This window comes from Pseudomonas sp. KH_017 (assembly GCF_057840285.1).
The window spans coordinates 2902307-2921724 of sequence record NZ_CM174509.1 but is presented as its reverse complement, the minus strand read 5'-3'; the positions used below and the strand labels follow the sequence as shown (position 1 = coordinate 2921724).

14 protein-coding genes and 5 pseudogenes are annotated in these 19418 nt (G+C 57.0%); 10 read left to right on the top strand and 9 right to left on the bottom strand.

Annotation, left to right across the window (positions count from 1 at the left end; all coding sequences use genetic code 11):
- Nucleotides 1-126: 126 nt before the first annotated feature.
- Nucleotides 127-732: a transglycosylase SLT domain-containing protein gene (locus AC3IT6_RS13295; RefSeq protein WP_489356108.1), complete on the bottom strand. Its 606-nt coding sequence runs from the start codon at nt 730-732 to the stop codon at nt 127-129.
- Nucleotides 733-1234: 502 nt separating this feature from the next.
- Between AC3IT6_RS13295 and AC3IT6_RS13290 the strand changes: the two are divergent.
- Nucleotides 1235-1474: pseudogene (locus tag AC3IT6_RS13290) on the top strand (cytochrome d ubiquinol oxidase subunit II); the annotation flags it as partial.
- A gap of 449 nt (nt 1475-1923) precedes the next feature.
- Here the strand turns inward: AC3IT6_RS13290 and AC3IT6_RS13285 are convergent.
- On the bottom strand, nt 1924-2199 hold the full coding sequence (locus AC3IT6_RS13285; protein ID WP_489356106.1) for a hypothetical protein: 276 nt from the start codon (nt 2197-2199) through the stop codon (nt 1924-1926).
- Between the two features lie 553 nt (nt 2200-2752).
- On the opposite strand from AC3IT6_RS13285, the gene AC3IT6_RS13280 reads away from it, so the two are divergent.
- Nucleotides 2753-8032, top strand: a complete 5280-nt coding sequence (locus tag AC3IT6_RS13280; protein WP_489356104.1) for a DUF5801 repeats-in-toxin domain-containing protein — start codon at nt 2753-2755, stop codon at nt 8030-8032.
- Between the two features lie 201 nt (nt 8033-8233).
- On the opposite strand, the gene AC3IT6_RS13275 is transcribed toward AC3IT6_RS13280, so the two are convergent.
- Entirely contained in the window at nt 8234-8455 is a 222-nt protein-coding gene (locus tag AC3IT6_RS13275; RefSeq protein WP_489356102.1) for a GDCCVxC domain-containing (seleno)protein, read from the bottom strand.
- Nucleotides 8456-8918: 463 nt separating this feature from the next.
- Between AC3IT6_RS13275 and AC3IT6_RS13270 the strand changes: the two genes are divergently transcribed.
- Nucleotides 8919-9173 (top strand): hypothetical protein, encoded by a 255-nt coding sequence (locus tag AC3IT6_RS13270; RefSeq protein WP_489356100.1) that lies wholly within the window; start codon nt 8919-8921, stop codon nt 9171-9173.
- A gap of 98 nt (nt 9174-9271) precedes the next feature.
- Here the strand turns inward: AC3IT6_RS13270 and AC3IT6_RS13265 are convergent.
- Nucleotides 9272-9757 (bottom strand): annotated as a pseudogene (locus AC3IT6_RS13265) (phage portal protein); the annotation flags it as partial.
- Nucleotides 9758-10010: 253 nt separating this feature from the next.
- Nucleotides 10011-10328, bottom strand: a complete 318-nt coding sequence (locus tag AC3IT6_RS13260) for a hypothetical protein (protein WP_489356098.1) — start codon at nt 10326-10328, stop codon at nt 10011-10013.
- A gap of 91 nt (nt 10329-10419) precedes the next feature.
- Here AC3IT6_RS13260 and AC3IT6_RS13255 point away from each other — a divergent pair, with 91 nt between their 5' ends.
- From AC3IT6_RS13255 to AC3IT6_RS13245, 3 genes and pseudogenes are all read left to right on the top strand, one after another.
- Entirely contained in the window at nt 10420-10635 is a 216-nt protein-coding gene (locus AC3IT6_RS13255; protein ID WP_489356096.1) for a hypothetical protein, read from the top strand.
- A 57-nt stretch (nt 10636-10692) separates the two neighbouring features.
- Nucleotides 10693-11049 (top strand): hypothetical protein, encoded by a 357-nt coding sequence (locus AC3IT6_RS13250; RefSeq protein ID WP_489356094.1) that lies wholly within the window; start codon nt 10693-10695, stop codon nt 11047-11049.
- A 610-nt stretch (nt 11050-11659) separates the two neighbouring features.
- Nucleotides 11660-11872 (top strand): annotated as a pseudogene (locus tag AC3IT6_RS13245) (phiTE_072 family protein); the annotation flags it as partial.
- A gap of 1 nt (nt 11873) precedes the next feature.
- On the opposite strand, the pseudogene AC3IT6_RS13240 reads toward AC3IT6_RS13245, so the two are convergent.
- Nucleotides 11874-11966 (bottom strand): annotated as a pseudogene (locus tag AC3IT6_RS13240) (acyl-CoA thioesterase); the annotation flags it as partial.
- Between the two features lie 263 nt (nt 11967-12229).
- Here AC3IT6_RS13240 and AC3IT6_RS13235 point away from each other — a divergent pair.
- A complete protein-coding gene (locus AC3IT6_RS13235; protein WP_489356092.1) occupies nt 12230-12607 on the top strand; it encodes a hypothetical protein in 378 nt (125 codons plus the stop codon).
- 165 nt (nt 12608-12772) lie between these two features.
- On the opposite strand, the gene AC3IT6_RS13230 is transcribed toward AC3IT6_RS13235, so the two are convergent.
- On the bottom strand, nt 12773-13198 hold the full coding sequence (locus AC3IT6_RS13230; protein WP_489356090.1) for a hypothetical protein: 426 nt from the start codon (nt 13196-13198) through the stop codon (nt 12773-12775).
- 174 nt (nt 13199-13372) lie between these two features.
- Between AC3IT6_RS13230 and AC3IT6_RS13225 the strand changes: the two genes are divergently transcribed.
- The 3 genes and pseudogenes from AC3IT6_RS13225 to AC3IT6_RS13215 all read left to right on the top strand — a co-directional run bounded on the left by AC3IT6_RS13225 (nt 13373) and on the right by AC3IT6_RS13215 (nt 16719).
- A complete protein-coding gene (locus AC3IT6_RS13225; protein WP_489356088.1) occupies nt 13373-13579 on the top strand; it encodes a DUF4224 domain-containing protein in 207 nt (68 codons plus the stop codon).
- A 1-nt stretch (nt 13580) separates the two neighbouring features.
- Nucleotides 13581-14613: pseudogene (locus AC3IT6_RS13220) on the top strand (tyrosine-type recombinase/integrase).
- Between the two features lie 774 nt (nt 14614-15387).
- Nucleotides 15388-16719 carry a protein kinase domain-containing protein gene (locus tag AC3IT6_RS13215; protein ID WP_489356086.1) on the top strand — a complete coding sequence of 444 codons (1332 nt, stop codon included), beginning with the start codon at nt 15388-15390 and terminating at the stop codon, nt 16717-16719.
- A gap of 280 nt (nt 16720-16999) precedes the next feature.
- Here the strand turns inward: AC3IT6_RS13215 and AC3IT6_RS13210 are convergent, their stop codons facing one another.
- Nucleotides 17000-17851 carry an HNH endonuclease gene (locus AC3IT6_RS13210; RefSeq protein WP_489356084.1) on the bottom strand — a complete coding sequence of 284 codons (852 nt, stop codon included), beginning with the start codon at nt 17849-17851 and terminating at the stop codon, nt 17000-17002.
- 3 nt (nt 17852-17854) lie between these two features.
- Complete coding sequence (locus AC3IT6_RS13205; RefSeq protein ID WP_489356082.1) at nt 17855-19417, bottom strand: AAA family ATPase; 1563 nt, start codon at nt 19415-19417, stop codon at nt 17855-17857.
- Nucleotide 19418 lies beyond the last annotated feature (1 nt).

Below are 19418 nucleotides of genomic sequence, written 5' to 3'. Positions count from 1 at the left end.
TAACAACAGAAATCGTTGAATTGAGAGAACTTGGCAGTGAAGGAAACAGGCTTATCAAACTCTTCGAAAGTCCGACGCATCCGGTCTAGTCGCCCAATACGTCGGGGTAATCACTCATCTGCCACACTAGAACCACCCACTCCGATCATCTTCCAGCTCTTGGCGGCATTGCTTGAGTTGCGCGCTGTAAATCTCTGACTGCTTTTGCACTTTCTGGGCAACCTGCATCAGCCACGGTTTACTGCGATAGGAATTGCGGCTAAAGCCCCCACGTCCCTCGTGGTAAGCCAGGTACTGATTGTAGGTGTCCCATTGCGAGATACCGAGCTGACGCTGGGTGCCAGTGGCGTACCAGCCGATAAACATGATCGCGTCGTCGAAGCTGTCACGCGAACCACCGTTGCCAGTATCGTCCTTGTACTCACCCCACACCGGATCTTGAGCCTGCGCATAACCGTAAGCCGAACTGACTCGCCCCCAAGGGATCACCCAGAGCAGATAGTCACGAGGCGGCAATGCGTCCGCCACGTAGCTGCTTTCCTGCTTCATGATCGCCATGGCCACATGCAGAGGCGTTCCATATTCACTCTGCATTTCCAGCGAGTCCTCATACCAGTCAGGATAGTCACGGTAAATACTGCAGAGATTGCTTTGATCTTTTGGTGGTGTAGTCGTGCAACCTGTCAAAAACATAAACAACAAAGCCAACAGCAAAACTTGTCCTTGTTTCATTCATCATCCTCAAAAATAGGGGCATAAGGTGCCCTCCGTTTACTGCAAGGAGCCAGAGTCAGGCAGGTGCAGGCAAAAACATCAGAAGATATCTATCTTGACCGCGTCACCCTTAGCACTACATTCGCAAGCGTAACGGGATGAAGGTGACGGCTACTATCTCCATAATTGGGGCATTACACCCACCCAACCGGGCGTTTACCACCTAATTTGAGGAATGTCCCCTCCCTTCACCCTTTCTCTCGCCTGAAACACTCAGAAACAGCCTGTTAATTCATTTGAGCTTTTTCTTCGCCCTATTGAAATGGCTCATTAGTTGCACTACCCCCTGGTACCCGCAACAGCTGTCGTCCCGGACATCATGGATGACGGCGGGGCTCGCCAGATTCGGCATGACGCGAGGGGTGAAAAATGAAACGCGTGACACCGCCATGCAATTCCATTGCCTTGCTGCTCAGGTCAAGCCCGCCCTGTGCGATGTTCCTTACCGACCACAAGGCCGCACTGGCCGTTTTTGTTCACCCTGGTGCTGATGTTCCTCGCTTACATCGGCCAGGCACTGAGCATCTGGCCGAACATCATCCCGCCATCCACCAGCTTGAGGGCGGCGGCATCACCGGCCACCAGTCGGCTGTTCGTCCTGATCGGCGCGCTGTCCTTCCTGCCGGTGATCCTGATGTACGCCTTATTGGGCTATTACGTGTTCCGCGGAAAAGTGAGAATTGATGATGGCTTCCTCTGATAAATCAATTGCTCGAATCACAAAAAGGCCGATGCCCCTTTATAAGCAGGTCGCTCAGTTGGGCCTGATGTTTATCGCGTTGCTGATGATGCTGGCGTTGTCCGCTGCACTGGCGATGGAGTTGACCCTTGGAACGCTCTGACAAGTCCGGTAAAAAAAGCAAATCATCCGCTTGGTACCGGCCTTCGGGATGCGATGGACCTTGCCACCTTGACCGGTCAGCGGGTGGCTGGCACACGACTTATGGACGAGCGAGACGTTTGAGATGGGCAAATTTTGATGTTACATCTGCTCGACGTGGCTGATCGTTACGCAGGACGGCACATCGATGTCGGTGGCGATGTTGCGAGGAAGGTTTGATGCGGTCCTCCCGATGCGGGAGCAGAAAATAAAAAGCCCCGGCGTTATGCCGAGGCTTGGTGCGATACTTCTTTGTGGCTTCGAGGCTATTAATCACCTGGCTTGGGGCTGGTGCCAGGATTCTTCTTTTCCTCTTCCAGCTCCTTTTCGCGCAAAAACTGCCTCGTTTGCTGCGCCCAATAAAGCGCACCAACAAGGATGCTCGCCTCCTCCCAATTGGAAAAGATTCCTGCAATCTTCTCCCCTTCATAAACCACCCAAAGCAACTTCGGAGGGTTTGCTGGAATCGTTACTCCCTCAACCCATTTGCTCTTCAGGCCTTGAATTTGAATGACGTTACGCTGCTTTACTTCAATTAAGCTCATTTAAGCTACTCCACGGCGGCTGTCGCTAGCGTAAAGGCTGAAAAACATCTGGGCAAGAAAAAGCCCAGCTCAATGGCCAGGCTTCTGAAGCCGCCTCTCATAACGCGCAAGATCGACATAACCGGGTTAATTCACGACCAATTGGCCACTATGGTCAGGCAGCGTCTACGAAGATTTGTTCCTGATCGAATATCACGGTCGCATGGATCACTGCGGCCTCTTCCAACTGCTCCAAGCGCTTATGGATAAGGCAGGACTATCGAAAGACAGGAGCTTCGGCACGCCGGGCTTCGCGTACCTCCGTCAAGAAGGCTGCCTCCCCACACCGGGCGGCCTTGAGCACAGGCGCCATACCCTCATCCACACGTGGGATTTGCGGCGTCGCGTCCTCGCGTCCACATCCCGTTTGCGCATCCAGGTAGTCCGAATCTCCTGCCCCGATTGGGAGTATCGGGCGATGCCCACTCCCCCGGCCGTTCTTCATAGTGATGGCGTATAGCAATGCAAGGTCAACGGTCAGGCCTCGATGACCGAAACTCCTCAGGAGCACGTCATGGCTATTACGTTGAGCGGCAGCATCACAACTGATGAATCAGGCGGTTTACAGAACGCCACTACCACACCCGGCATCCCAGACGACAGCAACGATAACGACATTGCCGTTGCCGCAATCAACGGAACCGACGAAACCAACGACCTCCCGTTGGCATTCGAGTCCCGATTGTTCACGCTGTTGGGTGCCGTTACTCCAATGCAGACTGCGCTGAGTGGCTATACCGGCGACGCTGGCAACACCGGTACCGACCTGATCACCATCACCGGCAGCTACCTCGATCTCGCCTTCACCGATGCCGAGGGCAAAGCGCTCGGCGACCCGACCAATGCCAATGCCGGTACGGACTGGAGCGGTCTCTATACCCTCGATGGCAGAAGAATCTTCCTGTACACGGACTCCACCGACAACAACATCGTCCTGGGCCGCATAGGCGCTGAGGGGGCCACCGACGCGCCCGAGGACGATGTGGCAGATCCAAGCGGCACCATCGTTTTTTCCGGCTATCTGGAACAGACGTCAACCGGCGCCAAGGTCTGGATGGCGCAGTTCGGGCCGCTCCAGAACCCGGTTACCTCGAACCCCGACGACGTGGTCGACATGACGGACCACCTCTGGGCCACCGCCAGTCAGGATGTCGCCTTCGATTTCGCCGGTGTGCCGTCCGGGGAAAATGATTTCCTGATGTTCAAAGCTGGCAGCTCGAACGTAGGACTCGTCGTCACCGGCATGGATCCGGACAAGATCGTCAAAGGCAAAGACGTGGGTGACAACGTCTCCACCAGCCAAGGTGGCGGCGGCACGACCATCGGCACCAACAACCAGGCGGTCAATCCAGGTGAAGGGATGATTTTCACCTTCGTGACCGACCCGAACCCACTCTTCACCGTCCCGAACCTGTCGCCGACGGAGGCAAACGTTGAAGGCAACATCGACTTTGGCGGACTCTTCGGCACGACGGGTGCGACCTTTGTCATTGCGCAGCAGACACCGCCCAAGGCGTCCACGGCTATGATCAGCGCCTACACCACGGATTTCGAGGAGAAGAGTGTCTACTTCGAGGGGCTCCTGGACACGGACGACAACCTGGCCTACATCACCAGCGTCACGATCCGCGATGGCAACGGCAATATCATCGCCGGTCTCGACGACGTCACCGCCAACACGACGGTTGGCAATATCACCGTGACGTTCAATCTCAGCAATGGCGGCGCCGATCGCACCGTGACGATTGCTGGCTTCCAGTCCAAGTACTCGATCGAATACACCACCAGCGAACTGCACAACCGCGTGTTGATCGAGAACATCGGAAATGCGAATGCCCAACTCAACTCCCCCTTCGATATCGGCGGCTTTCATTTGCCCAATATCGTCGCCGTGCCCCAGGAAATCGGCAGCGCGGTGAACTTCGAGGACGATGGCCCGACAGCCTCGGCGGCGCTCGGTGCTGGCCTGGTCCGGCACGATGAAACAGCGGGCGATGACGCTGATGCCGACGACGTACTCGACCCGCTTGCCGTGTTCGCCGCCGTTGCCACTGTCAGCAGCGACATGACCGCAGCCTACGCCCAGGGCAGCGCCTCGGTGATCGACGCCAGCGCCAGCAGCGGCGGCCAGGATGGTTTGGCCAGCACCGTCTACTCGCTCAATGTCGCGAGTGCCGGCGTCGACTCCGGCCTGGACACGACGGAAGGCAATAACATCCTGTTGACCAAGGAAGGCGCGCTGGTGGTCGGCCGCATCTCCGGCGGCGCCGATAACGGCGAAGCCGCCTTCGCCGTGGCGATCGACGCCAGCACCGGCATGCTCAGCGTCGTGCAGTACCACTCGATCAAGCACCCCACCGGCGGCGCCAGCCACGATGAGTCGCTCGCCATCGACAACGCCGCGCTGCTCGCGGTCGCCACCGTCACCGACGGCGATGGCGACACCGCCACCGCCTCGGTCGGCATCGGCGCCAGTGTCGCCTTCCAGGACGATGGCCCGACAGCCTCTGCGGCGCTCGGTGCTGGCCTGGTCCGGCACGATGAAACAGCGGGCGATGACGCTGATGCCGACGACGTACTCGACCCGCTTGCCGTGTTCGCCGCCGTTGCCACCGCCAGCAGCGACATGACCGCGGCCTACGCCCAGGGCAGCGCCTCGGTGATCGACTCCGGCGCCAGCAGCGGCGGCCAGGATGGTCTGGCCAGCACTGCCTACTCGCTCAATGTTGCGAGCGTCGGCGTTGATTCCGGCCTGGACACCACCGAAGGCAATAACATCCTGCTGTTCAAGGAAGATGAGCTCGTGGTCGGCCGCATCTCCGGCGGCGCCGATGACGGCGAAGCCGCCTTCGCCGTGGCGATCGACGCCAGCACCGGCGCGCTCAGCGTCGTGCAGTACCACTCGATCAAGCACCCCACCGGCGGCGCCAGCCACGATGAGTCGCTCGCTATCGACAACGCCGCGCTGCTCGCGATCGCCACCGTCACCGACGGCGATGGCGACACCCACGCCGCCTCGGTCGGCATCGGTGCCAGTGTCGCCTTCCAGGACGATGGGCCGACGGCCTCGGCGGTGCTTGGCGCCGGTCTGGTCAGGCATGATGAAACGACGGGCAATGACGCTGATGCGGACGACGTACTCGGCCCGCTTGCCGTGTTCGCCGCCGTTGCCACCGTCAGCAGCGACATGACCGCGGCCTACGCCCAGGGCAGCGCCTCGGTGATCGACTCCAGCGCCAGCAGCGGCGGCCAGGATGGCCTGGCCAGCACTGCCTACTCGCTCAATGTCGCAAGTGTCGGCATTGATTCCGGCCTGGACACCACCGAAGGCAATAACATCCTGCTGTTCAAGGAAGATGAGCTCGTGGTCGGCCGCATCTCCGGCGGCGCCGATGACGGCGAAGCCGCCTTCGCCGTGGCGATCGACGCCAGCACCGGCATGCTCAGCGTCGTGCAGTACCACTCGATCAAGCACCCCACCGGCGGCGCCAGCCACGATGAGTCGCTCGCTATCGACAACGCCGCGCTGCTCGCGGTTGCCACCGTCACCGACGGCGATGGCGACACCGATACCGCCTCGGTCGGCATCGGCGCCAGTGTTGCCTTCCAGGACGATGGGCCGACGGCAAACGGCACGCCCGTGACAGCGACGGTGGACGAGGACGGCTTGCCCGGCGGAATCGCAGGCGGGACCAACGATGTAAGCGGGGAGGTCGCGTCCGCCTCAGATAGCATCGCCTCGATCTTCCAGTCCGGCGTCGACAATCCGCTGACCTATGGCCTGTCCACGGACACCAGCAATCTGCTGCAGACGCTGACCTCCAAGGGCGAGGCGGTGAAATATGACGTGACCGGCAACACGCTGACGGCCTACGTGGACGTCGGAGCCAGCGACGGCATTTACCAAGCCGCTGACCGCGAAGTGTTCACCTTTGCGCTGACCGCGGCGACCGGCGCCTACGTTTTCACGCAGCTCGACCAACTCGACCACCCGAGCCTCAATGGGGTGGCGGGCGACAACACCGAGAACGACCTTGCCCTCCAGCTCGGCAGCATCCTGCAGGCTATCGACGCAGATGGCGATACGGTGACGGCCGCAGCCGAAAAACTGGTGATCACGGTCGATGATGACTCGCCGGTGGTAACGGCCAAGTCGAACCTGGTCTACCGGAACTCCGCCAATCCGACCCCCGGCGGCACCGGCACCTTCGCTTACGACATCGGCGCGGATGATCGACTGGGAACACTCTACAGCGCCTCGAACAGCGACTTGTCCCTGAGCATGACGGGCGTCTCGGTGGGAGCGAACGCCATTACCAACAGGTCGGTAACCTGGCTCTCGGAAACCGACGCCACGGCGGTGTTCAACATCGCCTTTACCTATGTGTCCAACAACCCGAACCAGGGCGCTACCACCAATGCGACCGGTACGCTGACGTTCGACAAGGTGGCCGACACCTATACGCTGAGCCTGACCGACGAGATCGAAAGCTTCAGCATCCTGCGGACGTCGAGCGCACAGGGCTTCACCGGTTATGCGATCGGCGGCACGACGCCGATCAACCAACAGCCGCCGGTATCGGTGGCCAGGTTGGCCGACGATTTCTTCGTGCAGTTCAGTGGATTCGCCGAAGCGAGCGGTGGAACCGGAGCCAACAACATCAAGGCGGGTGGCGACAACGCCTTCGCCCCTGGTGAGCTGTTCTCTGCGGCGGCGTCCTGGGTGAGTGTTTCCGGGACTGCGGCCGGCGTGGCCGGCGACACCATTCAGCAGGGCGAGGTGATGGACCTGGACTTCTTCACCGCCAATCCATTCGGCAACACCAACTTGGCGCCCACTGCCACGAGCAACGGGATCTTCATCAAGTTCGACGGCATCGGCAGCGAGGATCTGGTGCTGGTGTTGAAGCTGGTCGATCCTGACGGATCCAACAATCCGATCACCCGGGCCATCATTGTCGACAGCCAGGACGTCATTCTGAAAACCCCCTCCACCACCAACAGCAACTTCCATCCAATTGCGAATCCCGCGGCGTACGGGATCACACTGGATCAGAACGACGGCGCGGTGATCCTCGAGCGCAATGACTACAACTTCGGCACCGAGGACTACGTGATCCAGGGCGTGCAGGTGCTGGTTTCGACCGAGGGTGTCACCGGCGAAGGGTACAACCTCAACGGCAACGTCGGCCTCAGCGGGGCAAGCACCGGTGCCAAATTGGCGTTCGGGAACGAGTCTGGTGAAGGCAGCAAGAGCAATCCCGTGGAGGCCGGCGAAGCAGGAACTTGGGACGGCGACGTGGTCAAGATCGTCGACATGGGCTTTGTGACCTCGTCGACGCCTGACGCCCGCCTGACCTTCGACGTGACGGTGACGGACTTTGACGGAGATTCGACCGTTGCCCAGACCCTGGACGTGACCATCGCTGGCGGCAAGACCTTCACCGGCGGCGCGGGTATGGACACCTTCAGCTTCAAGGCCCTGGATGCCGATACCGACGCGCTGCTGTCCGCAACGACTAGCGTGATCTCCGCCGGCTTCGTCTCCGGCGTCGACAAGCTGGACTTCACGACGGCAGGTTCTGGAGCCAACTACAGCGAAGTGCTGGCACCCGTTGCCAACCTGGCCGGATTCATCTCGGCCGCCGATGGCGCGCTGAACGGCACCACCAACTACTACTTCGGCGTCGTTGGAGGCGACGGTTACCTGGCACAGGACGGTGACGGTGTGGGTATCACCAACATCATCCAGTTGGTCGGTGTGACCAACATGGCAAGCACTGACATTGTCTGAATGCTGCTGCAGGTAGACGGCCTGGCTCCCCCAAAGGGGGCCAGGCCGTTTTCATTGGGCGGCTGCGTTCCTGAACCCATGCGGACAAAGGAACTGATACGCAGGCGGAGGGGGCAAATAGATGAGGGATCGACCAGCGGGACGCTAAGCGCATTCTACAAAGGAGGGGCCTAGGAAATGGACGTGATCCATTACTAGGCCCTAGCAGCAGCCCGCCTGGTGCTGCATCGGCGGACACTTCACCGACCTGTACGAGCAGAAGACGCAGCAGACGCCGGGTTGGGGGCACAGCAGCACGTTACAGCTGGGGCACTCATAGTAGAATTGGCAGACATCCGCAGGCTTCCCCCCCACATTCGCGTACACAGCCCCCAGCCTGGGCCGGCTTGGGCTGAGTGCAGGTATGCAGAAAAAACGACCCATTTAGCCCGCAGGCGTGGCGGGGGTACGACAGCGCGCACCAGCCTAAAATCCCTCCTCCGCCCCCCCAAATACGCTAAGGCGCGGCATCTGGTGCAAGAAACGAATGCCTGGCCGGGGAAGTAAGTACAGAGGAGACGGCTCAGTAGGTGGCCGACGTGAACAACGAACGGGCACGGATCATGCTTGGGCAGGTAGACAGCTCAGAGGTTGATCGAGATCCGCTGCAAGCCTTGCCGGTGATCGATGGGTCATTTAAAGGTTTGACCTTGCCCACTCGGCCGATTCTTTTATGCGGCGCAGCTTGACGCGCCGGGCGTGACGCGACCGCCCCTGATGTTCGACTGCCACGCCGATATGGGCCGCACGCTGTACCGCTGCGTTGTCAGCGTGATGGCCGGAAAGTCTGGAGTTGCGCAAGCGAGCACCACCGCGTTACGAATAACGAACTGAAAGGAGCCCCGTCATGCCGATGATAGACAGCGAATACCTCAAGCCCGGCCTGCGACCGGTACAGATAGCCGAAGCAGCTTGGTATGAGGCATTGGTGGCCCGCGAAGTGGCCGCTCCCGAAGACTTGCCCGCTGCCCGTGAAGCGGCCGAAAAGGCACTCAAAGCGTATACCGATGCCTGCGTGGGGCTGTATGGCTATATTCAAGGCGCGGTGCAAAACGCCAAGGAGGAGGCCACTCAAAAAGGCAGTCCGGTATCCCGAACCTAGGACCGAACAGGTGGTGCTGCTTCAGGGGAGCCTGCCGAGGACTTGTGCTTCAAAATTAACCCCGCGCTGGGCAGCGCACGAAACCAGGGATGCGGATTGATCGATCCGAACCCACCCGCGTTCTGTGGCACGATGCCCATCAACTGTGGCGGAATCCGCAAGGCGGCCAGCATGTCGTCGCGGCTGATGTTTTTGATGGAGCCGAACTCATCTTTCTCCGCCACCTCACTGACCGGTATCAACTGGATGCCGTCCTTCTTGCCACCTGGTGCGTACATGAACAGGTTGCGAAAGTTGCCCGGCCCCTTCGCTGATTTGAGCGCCGAGCGCAACGCCGCAACGTCGGTTTCGTTTTGAGCCGTATCCGTCATGTACGCGATGAAACCGGCATGGCTGTCGTTGTTGTAGTACTTGCGGCGGAACAGGGTGGCGGGCTCGTTGAGCAGTGTGCTCTGCAATACAGGCAACCACTCCGGCAGCCCGTAAATCTCCTGGTTGATGTCGGCCTCACCCAGATGGCAGATCGTACCCTTCTTGAATTCATGCTCGTCCCGCCAGCCGCGCACCAGGTAGTAGGTCTCCAGATGCCGCTCAAGCACGCGGAACTTGCCGCCAGGGACCATTGGCGGGGCCACCACCAAGCCCGAACTGCCGACCATGCAGGGCTGCAATACGTTGAGCGGGAAGATGCTTGCGCCGTCGTCGACGAATTGGCACATGAGCAAGTTGGCGACGGCGTCGGCGTTGTACTCCAGCCGCAGCTCTTCAAGGTCGAAATAACTCACCGCAACTCACATTGCCACTGTCACATCCGGTCACGGAGGGCGGCGCCTACGATCACGACCCTACGTGCGAAAGCTCTTCGTCAATGATTTGCTCTGCATTCTTCGCAGCGGTTGTCGCAAACTCGTAACAGACCCAGTAGTCCTGCTCTGTTACGGATGCAGATCCCTGCAAGTTCTCCAGGCAGCGCGTTAATGCATGCTTTATCAAGCCATTTTTTAGAGCATTGCGGGCTGCCTCTTCACCTTCAACCGCTCGAATGGCAGCTTCAATTTCTTCGATCTGCTCAATCTTTGCCGCCAGCGCGATCTTGGCGAACTCATCTCGTTCGATGATTTTGGTCCAAGAGTGATCAACTATCAGCGTTTTCATTAGTAGCTCCCTGTCTTCCTGGTTCATGCCGGATCATCAACCAATAGCCCACAAACTCACATCTCGCCACCGCATCCGGTCACGGAGGGCGGTGCCTACCCGAGGTATCCGGCGCAAGAAGCACGACTACCGCGATGGGCTGCGCATCTACGTCAACAGCCAGCACTACTGCTGGGAGTTTGAGGCGATCAAGCAAGCCATCCTCGACGGCACGCTGACCTACACGCCGAAGCCGGCTGTAAGGGCCCATGATCTGGTATCGATGGAGACCATCAACCTCACCTTTTGTCGCAAGTCGATTGACTGACGGGGACCTTTGGAGCCCAGTAATCAGCTGGCTAAACCTGATCAGAGGAGAAACACCATGTCGAAGATAACGGTGATATCCGGTGACTTTCTGACAGGTGATGCTGAATTTCAATCTGGACTGTTCATTTTAAAATCCGCAGTAAAACCTTCTCTTGGAATTAAGATACCCATTTCAAAACTAGAAACTTTAGAAGCAGCAACTGAGGAAATAGTTAATAAGAAAGGGAGCGTTATTCGATGGAGTCTGGCTGGAGCATTGCTTTTAGGTCCGGTTGGACTAGTTGCGGGCTGGTGGCTATGTGATAAAGAAAAGGAAATAACTTTCTACGCAAAATTCAAAGATGGCCGCTGCCTTCTTGCCACAACTGATATCAACACTTACTCCAAATTCTCTGCCTCTCCCCACAAGTAACACCACTTTCCTCTTCAACATCAGCCGCTATAGCGGCAAGGACGAAGTCATGCCTGAAGAAATCGTTTTGATCCAGCCAGCCCCTGTCGTCCACGATAAAAATGGCAAGCCCCGGCATAGGACGCCCCATACCCACAGAAAACCAAACCTGTCGCGCCGCCATAGGATGAGCGCACGACGGTGATGAAGCCGGTTATCACCGCCGTGCAGCATGCAGTTCGCCAAATCGAAGCAAGAATTTCTATCTAATCTGAAGTTACCGACTTTCTAGAACGATTCCGCAGGCTGGTAGATCTCTCTTCTGCATCCCGATGCAGCAAGGAAACGTTGTAATCGTAGGTCGATATCAATGGCACAGGCTCCGCATTCCGGGACATATCAAGCCATCGCCTTGTGCGTTCGATGTCGAAGGATTCCTTCTTGAACTTCATCTTCGCAACAAGGTTCGCTGAAACCCTGAAGTGTCCACAACCAGCTGAGCATTTGACCTCTGAACAGTCTCCAGGCGCGTGAACAATCCTGGCGGCTGCCTGACAGATTAAGCATTTCATATTCGATCTCCATATCAGTGACCCATCAACTGTAGCCGATCACCGGCGAAGAACACCCCATGGCCACAGAAAACAATCCGACCGAATCGCTGGAGGTTGAGTGCTCGACAGTCACGAAGCTGGTGATCACTGGCGCACCGCGGCTTGACCCGATCACAGTGTTCCTCGAGGACTTCGGCCGGCGCGACTGCCCTACCGAATCAAATCCGAACTACCAGACGGCCCAGGGCAAGATCACGATCAACTGCTGGGACAAGAGTTGGAACGCTTACCAACGAAGTACGAAAACCTGGGTGTATAGACAATCCCCTCCGGATCACAGTCGCCGAACAATACCTTTCTCTTGATAGTCACTGAGTTCGGCACAAGATCAATCCTTAATATTGAGTGACAGAGCTCAAACAACCGCGTCGCAGCTCCTGTTTGTCCCGGGTAGACGATACCTCCCTCTCATCTCTAATGCATAGCCGCTATAGCGGCAAGGACGAAATCATGCCTGATGAAAAGATAACGTTCGTGAATGGCGAACCGGCGAAGTGCGGCTGCCAGATGGAGTTCAGCTCTGGCGGAGCCGCAGCGGATACAGCGATGATTGCGGTGGATGGGATCTGATCTGCTGGCGTGGCGCAGTGAAGTCGGCCCTCAAAGGTAAACGCGGCCAGACGTTCCTGCTCGAGCTGCGAGACGCGATGGATGCAATGCCTGATAAGCGGCTCGTAACAGACACCCTTGAAGCCGATGGTCAGTTTTGCACGCTGGGTATTCTGAGTGCCAAACGAGGGATAGATATGAGCAGCATCGATTCTCACTGCCCGGAAACCGTGTCTGAAGCTTTCGGAATCGCTAGAGCAATGGCGTCTGAAATTGTCTTCGAGAATGACGAGCATCCGGGCACCTACGAGCCTCAAGAAGACGGTCGGTGTAAGTGGATTCCCGAAACCTCTGAACGCCGCTGGCAGCGGATGCGGAATTGGGTCGAGTCAAACATCAAGGAGATTGCCTCATGATCCTCCTACCAATAGCAGCGCCGCTCTACATGCTCAGGGTCATCTACAAGGGGCCGCGCCGGTAAGGGTCCACCCCGCCAGCCACCTCAGGGGAGAAAGCGTGTACGCAACTGGCGAGGTGAACCAATAAACCGTAGCTCACCTTCAAGACGTGCCTTAAGCCCTTCATCTGATTTTTTTCACAATTCGATGAGAACAGAACGTATCAACAACAGCCGGCGACTTGGTCTCCCTTGTCGCCGACTGCGGAATTATCTTTAGACTGCGGATGGCCGCCCTGGCTGACTCTCGCCCTGAATAGCGTTCGCTCGATTTGGCAAAAACCATATTCTCTCTCGCGATTTTGCGCGCGCAACCAACACCCCAATCAAGCGCAGTTGTCATGGTGTCTTTGGGCAACCAATCGTGGACCTCCTCAAACAGTGGAACTCCATTTTTGTAGTACACACCGATAAAGAGTTGCGTTCTCCCCTTCCTGGAAATTCTGGTCTGAACGTCGACGATGCTGCCGTCACTGAGCACTTCTTCGTAAGACCGACAGTGCAACTCGCAGTCGGCCCACAGCCAATACGTGGAACCTCTACGCATCATCTTTGCGGCCTCCTTCCTATTCGAATCTCGAAGAAACCAACAGAGAAGGAAACAAATAGTACGGCAAATGGTGAGTGTCAAATTCCGAACGGTAGCCATTTGTCGGGCGCATTCCTGTGTGCAAGTCACACCTATAAACCACCTTCCGCCGCCACGCGCGGCATGGAAACGTTCATGAAAATCCAATTTCTTTCCCACGATGAGGTTTGCGAGCTCACCGGCGCGCGGACCAAGGCAGGCCAGATCCTCAACCTGAAGAAGAACGGCATCAGGCACACCATCAAGGTGAATGGCTGGCCAAGCGTCACGGCGATGGCCGTGACTGCGGTCGGTATGCTTGAGCCTGAGAAACCCGCATGGACTCCACGCAAGGCTAGCTGACATGGGACGACGACCAAGCAAACCCGGATCAATCGCCCGGCTGAGAGAGCGCAAGAAAGCCAGCGGCCGGGTTTTCTATTGCTACGACACAGGCGGTAAGGACCGCAAAGAAATTCCGCTGGGCAGCGATAACGGTCTGGCGATCATGGAGTACGCGAAACTCGAGCGTGATCGCACCGCCACCGACCTGGTGGCCAAGGTGATCACCTTCCGTTACGTGGCCGAGAAGTACCTAGTCGACGTGGTGCCATCGAAGAAACCAGCAACGCAAAAGGACAACGTTAGGGAGTTAAAGAACTTGATGTCATTCTTCGACGATCCACCGGCCCCGCTCGAAACTATCCAACCGCTGCACGTCCGCCAGTACCTGACCTGGCGCAAGGCCGCGCCAGTGCGTGCCAACAGGGAGAAGGCACTGCTCAGTGCAATCTGGAACTTCGCCCGGGATACCGGCTACACAGCACTCGCCAACCCTTGCGCCGGGATCAAGGGTAACAAGGAAACGGGGCGGGACATCTATATCGAGGATGCACTGTTCAAACGTGTGTACGAGAAAGCAGATGCGGGCCTTCGAGATGCGATGGACCTTGCCTATTTGACTGGCCAACGGGTGACCGACACTCGATTGATCGATGAGCGCGACGTCCGAGAGGGTCAGATATGGGTGCTGCAGGGCAAGACAAACGCCAAGCACCGAATCGAAATCACTGGGGAGCCGAAGGTTTTGATTGATCGAATCATGTCCCGAAAGTCAGAACACAAGGTCCGCTCAACGCGGCTGATCGTTACCGGGGATGGCGCACCAATGTCGATGGCGATGTTGCGGGGGAAGGTTTGACTTGGCAAGAGAAGCAGCCGGGGTTGCAAAATCCGAGTTCCAGATGCGCGATTTGCGCGCTAAAACCGGCACGGACAAGGCGGAGTCAAGCGGCGATATTTTGCAGGCCAGAGATCAACTTGGGCATACGACCGTCGTAATGACCGAGCAGTACATCCGCAATCGAAAAGGGAAAAAGGTCTCACCAACCAAGTGAATTGCGGACCAGATCATTAATTGCGGACCAGAAACAAACAAGGGTTTGCATCAGCTTTCGCACGCAAACCCTTGATATATATGGTGCCGAAGCCGGGGTCGAACATACAACCTAAAGGCCGCTATTTTACTGGTTATATCTATTATTAATCTCAGTATGTATACCTAAACGTATACCTAAAACGAGAAGTACCCTTATCTTCTCCGCCTCCCGCCGGTCGCCTATCGTGCCAACACCCTCCCCCCGTTTTGCCGTCGCCGGGTGACGCTTGTGATCATCATTACGATCCCCGTTTAGGGATGGTGGTTAGGAACACAAGTTATGAAGAGATGGAAAAATTGTTTGGGCGCGGGGGCCGATACTGCGAACGCTAATACTTTTGACGCAGCACCTCCCAGCATTCCCCTCAAATTCGCCCAAGACAGCGATTTCCTAAAAAACTACGAATTAATGATTGAAACAGGCAAGGATCGGTCCTTCGGGCGAAGACTCCAGACTTTTGACCTCCCCTACCCAATGGCTTTATCGAGCAGCACCTACTACCCCAGTTGCGTTGCCCGATGGCGAGTTACGGATAAACAACCAATCAGGCACACCATGCCGTATGCAACCCTGCGTCGGGTCTCGAATTACCCGCTAGGGGCGATTACGATCCGTGGTCGGAGTCCGCTTTGATTATTGACCGAGAACGGCCAAAAGCTTCCGGTGACGGTCCACACGATGCGGTCATGATAGGCTTCAGCATTCAAACTTAAATCACCGGTAGTGACTTCTATGGAAGCGAGCACATGGAAGAAAAATCACCCAGGCGTACCTGATAGCTGGGTTCAATTAGGGGCAGGCGGAAATGCCTATGTATGGACGGATGGGCACCATGCGATTAAGCGATTAAAACCTGGTGCCAGCCGGGAGGCTGTTGCGAGATTCAAACGCGAGGCTGAAATAGTATTTTCGCTTCAGGAGGTCCCAGAGCTTAGTTTGGTAGCTGTTCGAGAGGTCCGGGAGCGCGCTGGTGACGTCGAAATTGTTATGGAGAAAATGGATAAAAACCTTGAAGAGATCATCCATTTCTTTAGAGGACAACCCGACGCAGCAGCACGGGCGCTCTTACCTATAGCAGACACCCTTGCCGCCTTGGCCCAGCGCGAACGGCCGATCCATCATCGGGATATCAAACCCTCGAATTTACTTTTCAAAGAATCGGAGCAAACTCTTCATCTGGCAGATTTTGGATGCGCATATCTTGCTCAGGATGAGCGTTTGACCCCTCAACTACGGGCTATGGGGGCGTGGGCATATCGCCCTCCCGAATATTCCGTAGGCCGGGTGGCAGAAGTTGATGAAAAAGGCGACGTGTTCAGCTTGGGGAAAGTCTTTTGGGCGATGATCTACGGTGAACGAGGGATCGTCTTTCCCGGCCCCGTGTGGTTCGAAAGGGAATACGACCTTGGTCAGCTGTTTCCAAGGCAACCACTCATTCACCATGCGATGCTGCTCATATCCCATGCTGCCGCGATCAATCCCAATAATCGTCCATCTTTGATCCAATTTGCCAAGGGGCTTCGTGCGATGTCAGATGGTCAAATCACTGAAGAAGATAGTGATAGGTCAATTGAGTTATTGCGTGCACAGACCTTGATTGAGGTGGAGTACCAGCAACGTCAGGCTTCGACAGCGACGTTTGTTCGGGCAATCCGCTCGGACTTTTTCAACGCAATTTCTACTCTGCATAAAAGCAATCCAGAGCTACAAATGTGGCGCGAATGGCTCGATGAAGCTCTGAACACGCCTCAAACCACGGGAGCTCTAGTAAATCAAGTGGCAACGCATGAATCAGATGCGCCTGTGATAAATGTCCGCTACCGGCGCCGAGTATTGAACTCAAGTTTTCATCCTGCAACCGAGTCGGTACCAGCATTCTTCAGAGCCACGATGTACAACGAAGATGCCCCCTCTCAGACCTCAATGCTGATTGTAAGAAACGCACCAGACGGACTCTTTTTTGAAATGCAAATGGTGGACGGGATAGCACCTACTGGGACGTACACTCCTGAAACGCTGCAAATATTCCTTTCATTAACTACACAACGACTACTGAAAGTCTGAGCGCTGTACAGCGTGCCTCTTTGGCATCGATTTGATCGTACCTTTGCTGGTAACCGGTGTGCGCTTTAGGTTGGTTCCTACCTGAGGTGACACACAGGAATCGGCCAAAAGCACTACGAAATCAGGAGCGACTCAGTCTGCCGCACTTTTGACCAGCACACGTTGTAACCATGATGGGCTGAGAACGGCCAGAAGCTGACATCAAGCGCTAGCATGCCTGTACTGGACCTATGCAATATGCTGGCAAGCGGCTGCTAAGGCGTCTTGCTCGTGGACGAGACTACGGCTGGGCTTGAACTCGAACTGCATCGAAGCCGCCGTCGCAGAAACCGATATTACTGGCCAGTGCTCGATAGAGCTTGGCGAGCCAGTAGTTCGGACCTGACACTTCTTCAAAGTCCTGCGCTCCCTCAATCAGCTTCTCCGCAACGCGTTCCGCATCTTCACCCAAGCCGTAAGCGCGGCGAAGGGCGGGATATTGTCCCCCCAAATGCTCAAGGCCCATCCGTCTATAACGATCGGCGAGATTGAGCTCCCTGAAATGCGACCGTAAATGCTGGAAGGTGCGAAGCGCCATCCCGGCCGGCCGTGTCAGTCGATAAGATAAGATCAGTGCATCCGCTTCCATGCGAGTGTGCACCGTCAGAAACTCTAGGTTTGGGATTACGTCGTAACAGGGGTGCAGGAACATCCGCACGTTTGTTCCTTCGTCCAGGATGCGGTCTCGCTTGCGCGTGTTGCAGACCGCGCAGCTCGGAACGAGATTGCTCGGAAATACCGAGTACTCGGGGTATTGCTCCTTCGGCAGATAGTGATCAAGCGTCGAGGACTCGCTGATCCCGCAGAACGGGCACCGTGCGACACATATCCTCTTCAAGAGTCCACCGCGGAGCGTAGTCATCGGCTCGGTCTCCACGTTGTACGCGTGCCGCATCGCTTCCTTCTGCTGATCGGTTAGCGGGGCCTTGTCCAGCTCGCCAACGTCCGGCGCTACATCGTCGTAGCCCTGATAGGCGGCGAGGACCTCCGCGCGAGCCGTCTGCATTCTTCCTCGTCGTGGTTGGTGCTTGGCCGCGGCAATCTCATCGAATACGTCCGTCGCATCGACGGCGAGCAGTGGAATCGAGCGCATCCGCTACTCCTCCATCTCGTCGCGAATGCTCAGAACATAGGAGCGCGCAGCAAAGCCCAGCTTGCGACCGAACGCTTCCTCGATCTCCTCAAGTGTGTTTCGACGCGCCAGCGCGCTCAGTGTTTCGTGCCAATCGGTTGAGCCGTCGCCAAGATTGAAAACCTCCTGCGTTATTACGCCAATGCTCTCCGCGAACGTCTCCACGCTTGGCGCCACGACTCGTGTCTGGTCGGCGACTCGGCGCAGCACCTGGACATATTTCGCCGGAGTTTCCTGCAGGACCACCGGCGAGTGGGTGGCGATGATCGCGTAGCCATCGAAGGTTTCGAGACACGCGCGCACACTCTTGAGAAACGCGGCGAGCAATGGTGGATGGAGGTGGGTTTCGGGCTCGTCGATGAGTACTAGCGTCGGCTCCGAACCCGAGATGTGCGCTGTGAGTTCGGTGACGATTTTAAGGACCACCTTGTGACCACTGCTCAGGCTGCGAAAAAGCTCGCCGAGCTCGTCATCATCGCGATTGGCGTAGATCTGGGTCAGTCCGATTCGCTGGAACGATGGATCGCGCAGGAGCGGTTTCAGGACCTCCAGCAGGCTCTCCAAGCGATCAGCTTCACGGACGCGCTCTAGTGCCGACAAGAACTCCGACTCGATTTCCGTTGGCGTGCGCAGCCGGTAGGCCTGTTCACCGTTCGGCGCGCCATCGTCCGATCTCTCGCGCAGACCACAATAAACGTACCCAAAAATCTCTCCGCGCTCTTGGAGCCTTTCCTTCTCCACCTCTGTGCGCCCCGGAATGACGAAGGTGTCGAACGCGCTGTAGGACACTACGACCACGGTCTTGAACGGCGGCGCGTTCCCGACAAACCGCCCAGCCGCATCATCCAGCACGTCTTCTTTGCTACCGTAGCCGTATCCGCTCGCCACAATTGCGAGGTTCGAGAGCAGCCGGGTTTTGCCCGTACCGTTGTAGCCAATCAGAGCGTTGATACGGTTCGGCAGACGGCCACGCCGCCGAAAATCGAAGTCGATCGTGAAGGTGTTTGAGCGATGCGCCACCCGAGTCTTAAACTTGACTTTAAAACCTGCACTTCTCCGTTTCGTCGGTAAGGTAGGCCCACGCAGTAATCGTGCGGCGTCGCCGAGGGTCCGTTCGGCACCGCCAAAACGCAAGAGTGAGACCCGATAGGCTTCGCTGTCTTCGACACTGGCCTTGATCTCGTCGTCGAACGCGACATCTCGAATGCCTCTGAAATATGGCTCGAAGACGTCACGTCCGAGTTTGAAGATCGTCTCGTAATAATCGAGGTCTGCACCTAGCGATGCATAACCATTAGGCAATTCCTTGAAAGACCGCCTGGGCATCACGGTGTAGCCGCTTGTTCGACCGGTCTCAATTATCTTGATGTTGCCGAGATCAAAGCTTTCATCCGCCGACATATGCAGCGTGACGTGGAACGTTGTCTTATAGCCATAGTCGTCCCAGTTATCCTGGACAAGCACTGCATGCGGGTAGTGATTGGTCGTTGGCGAATCGCCTGACCTAAATTGTACGACGAACCTCATG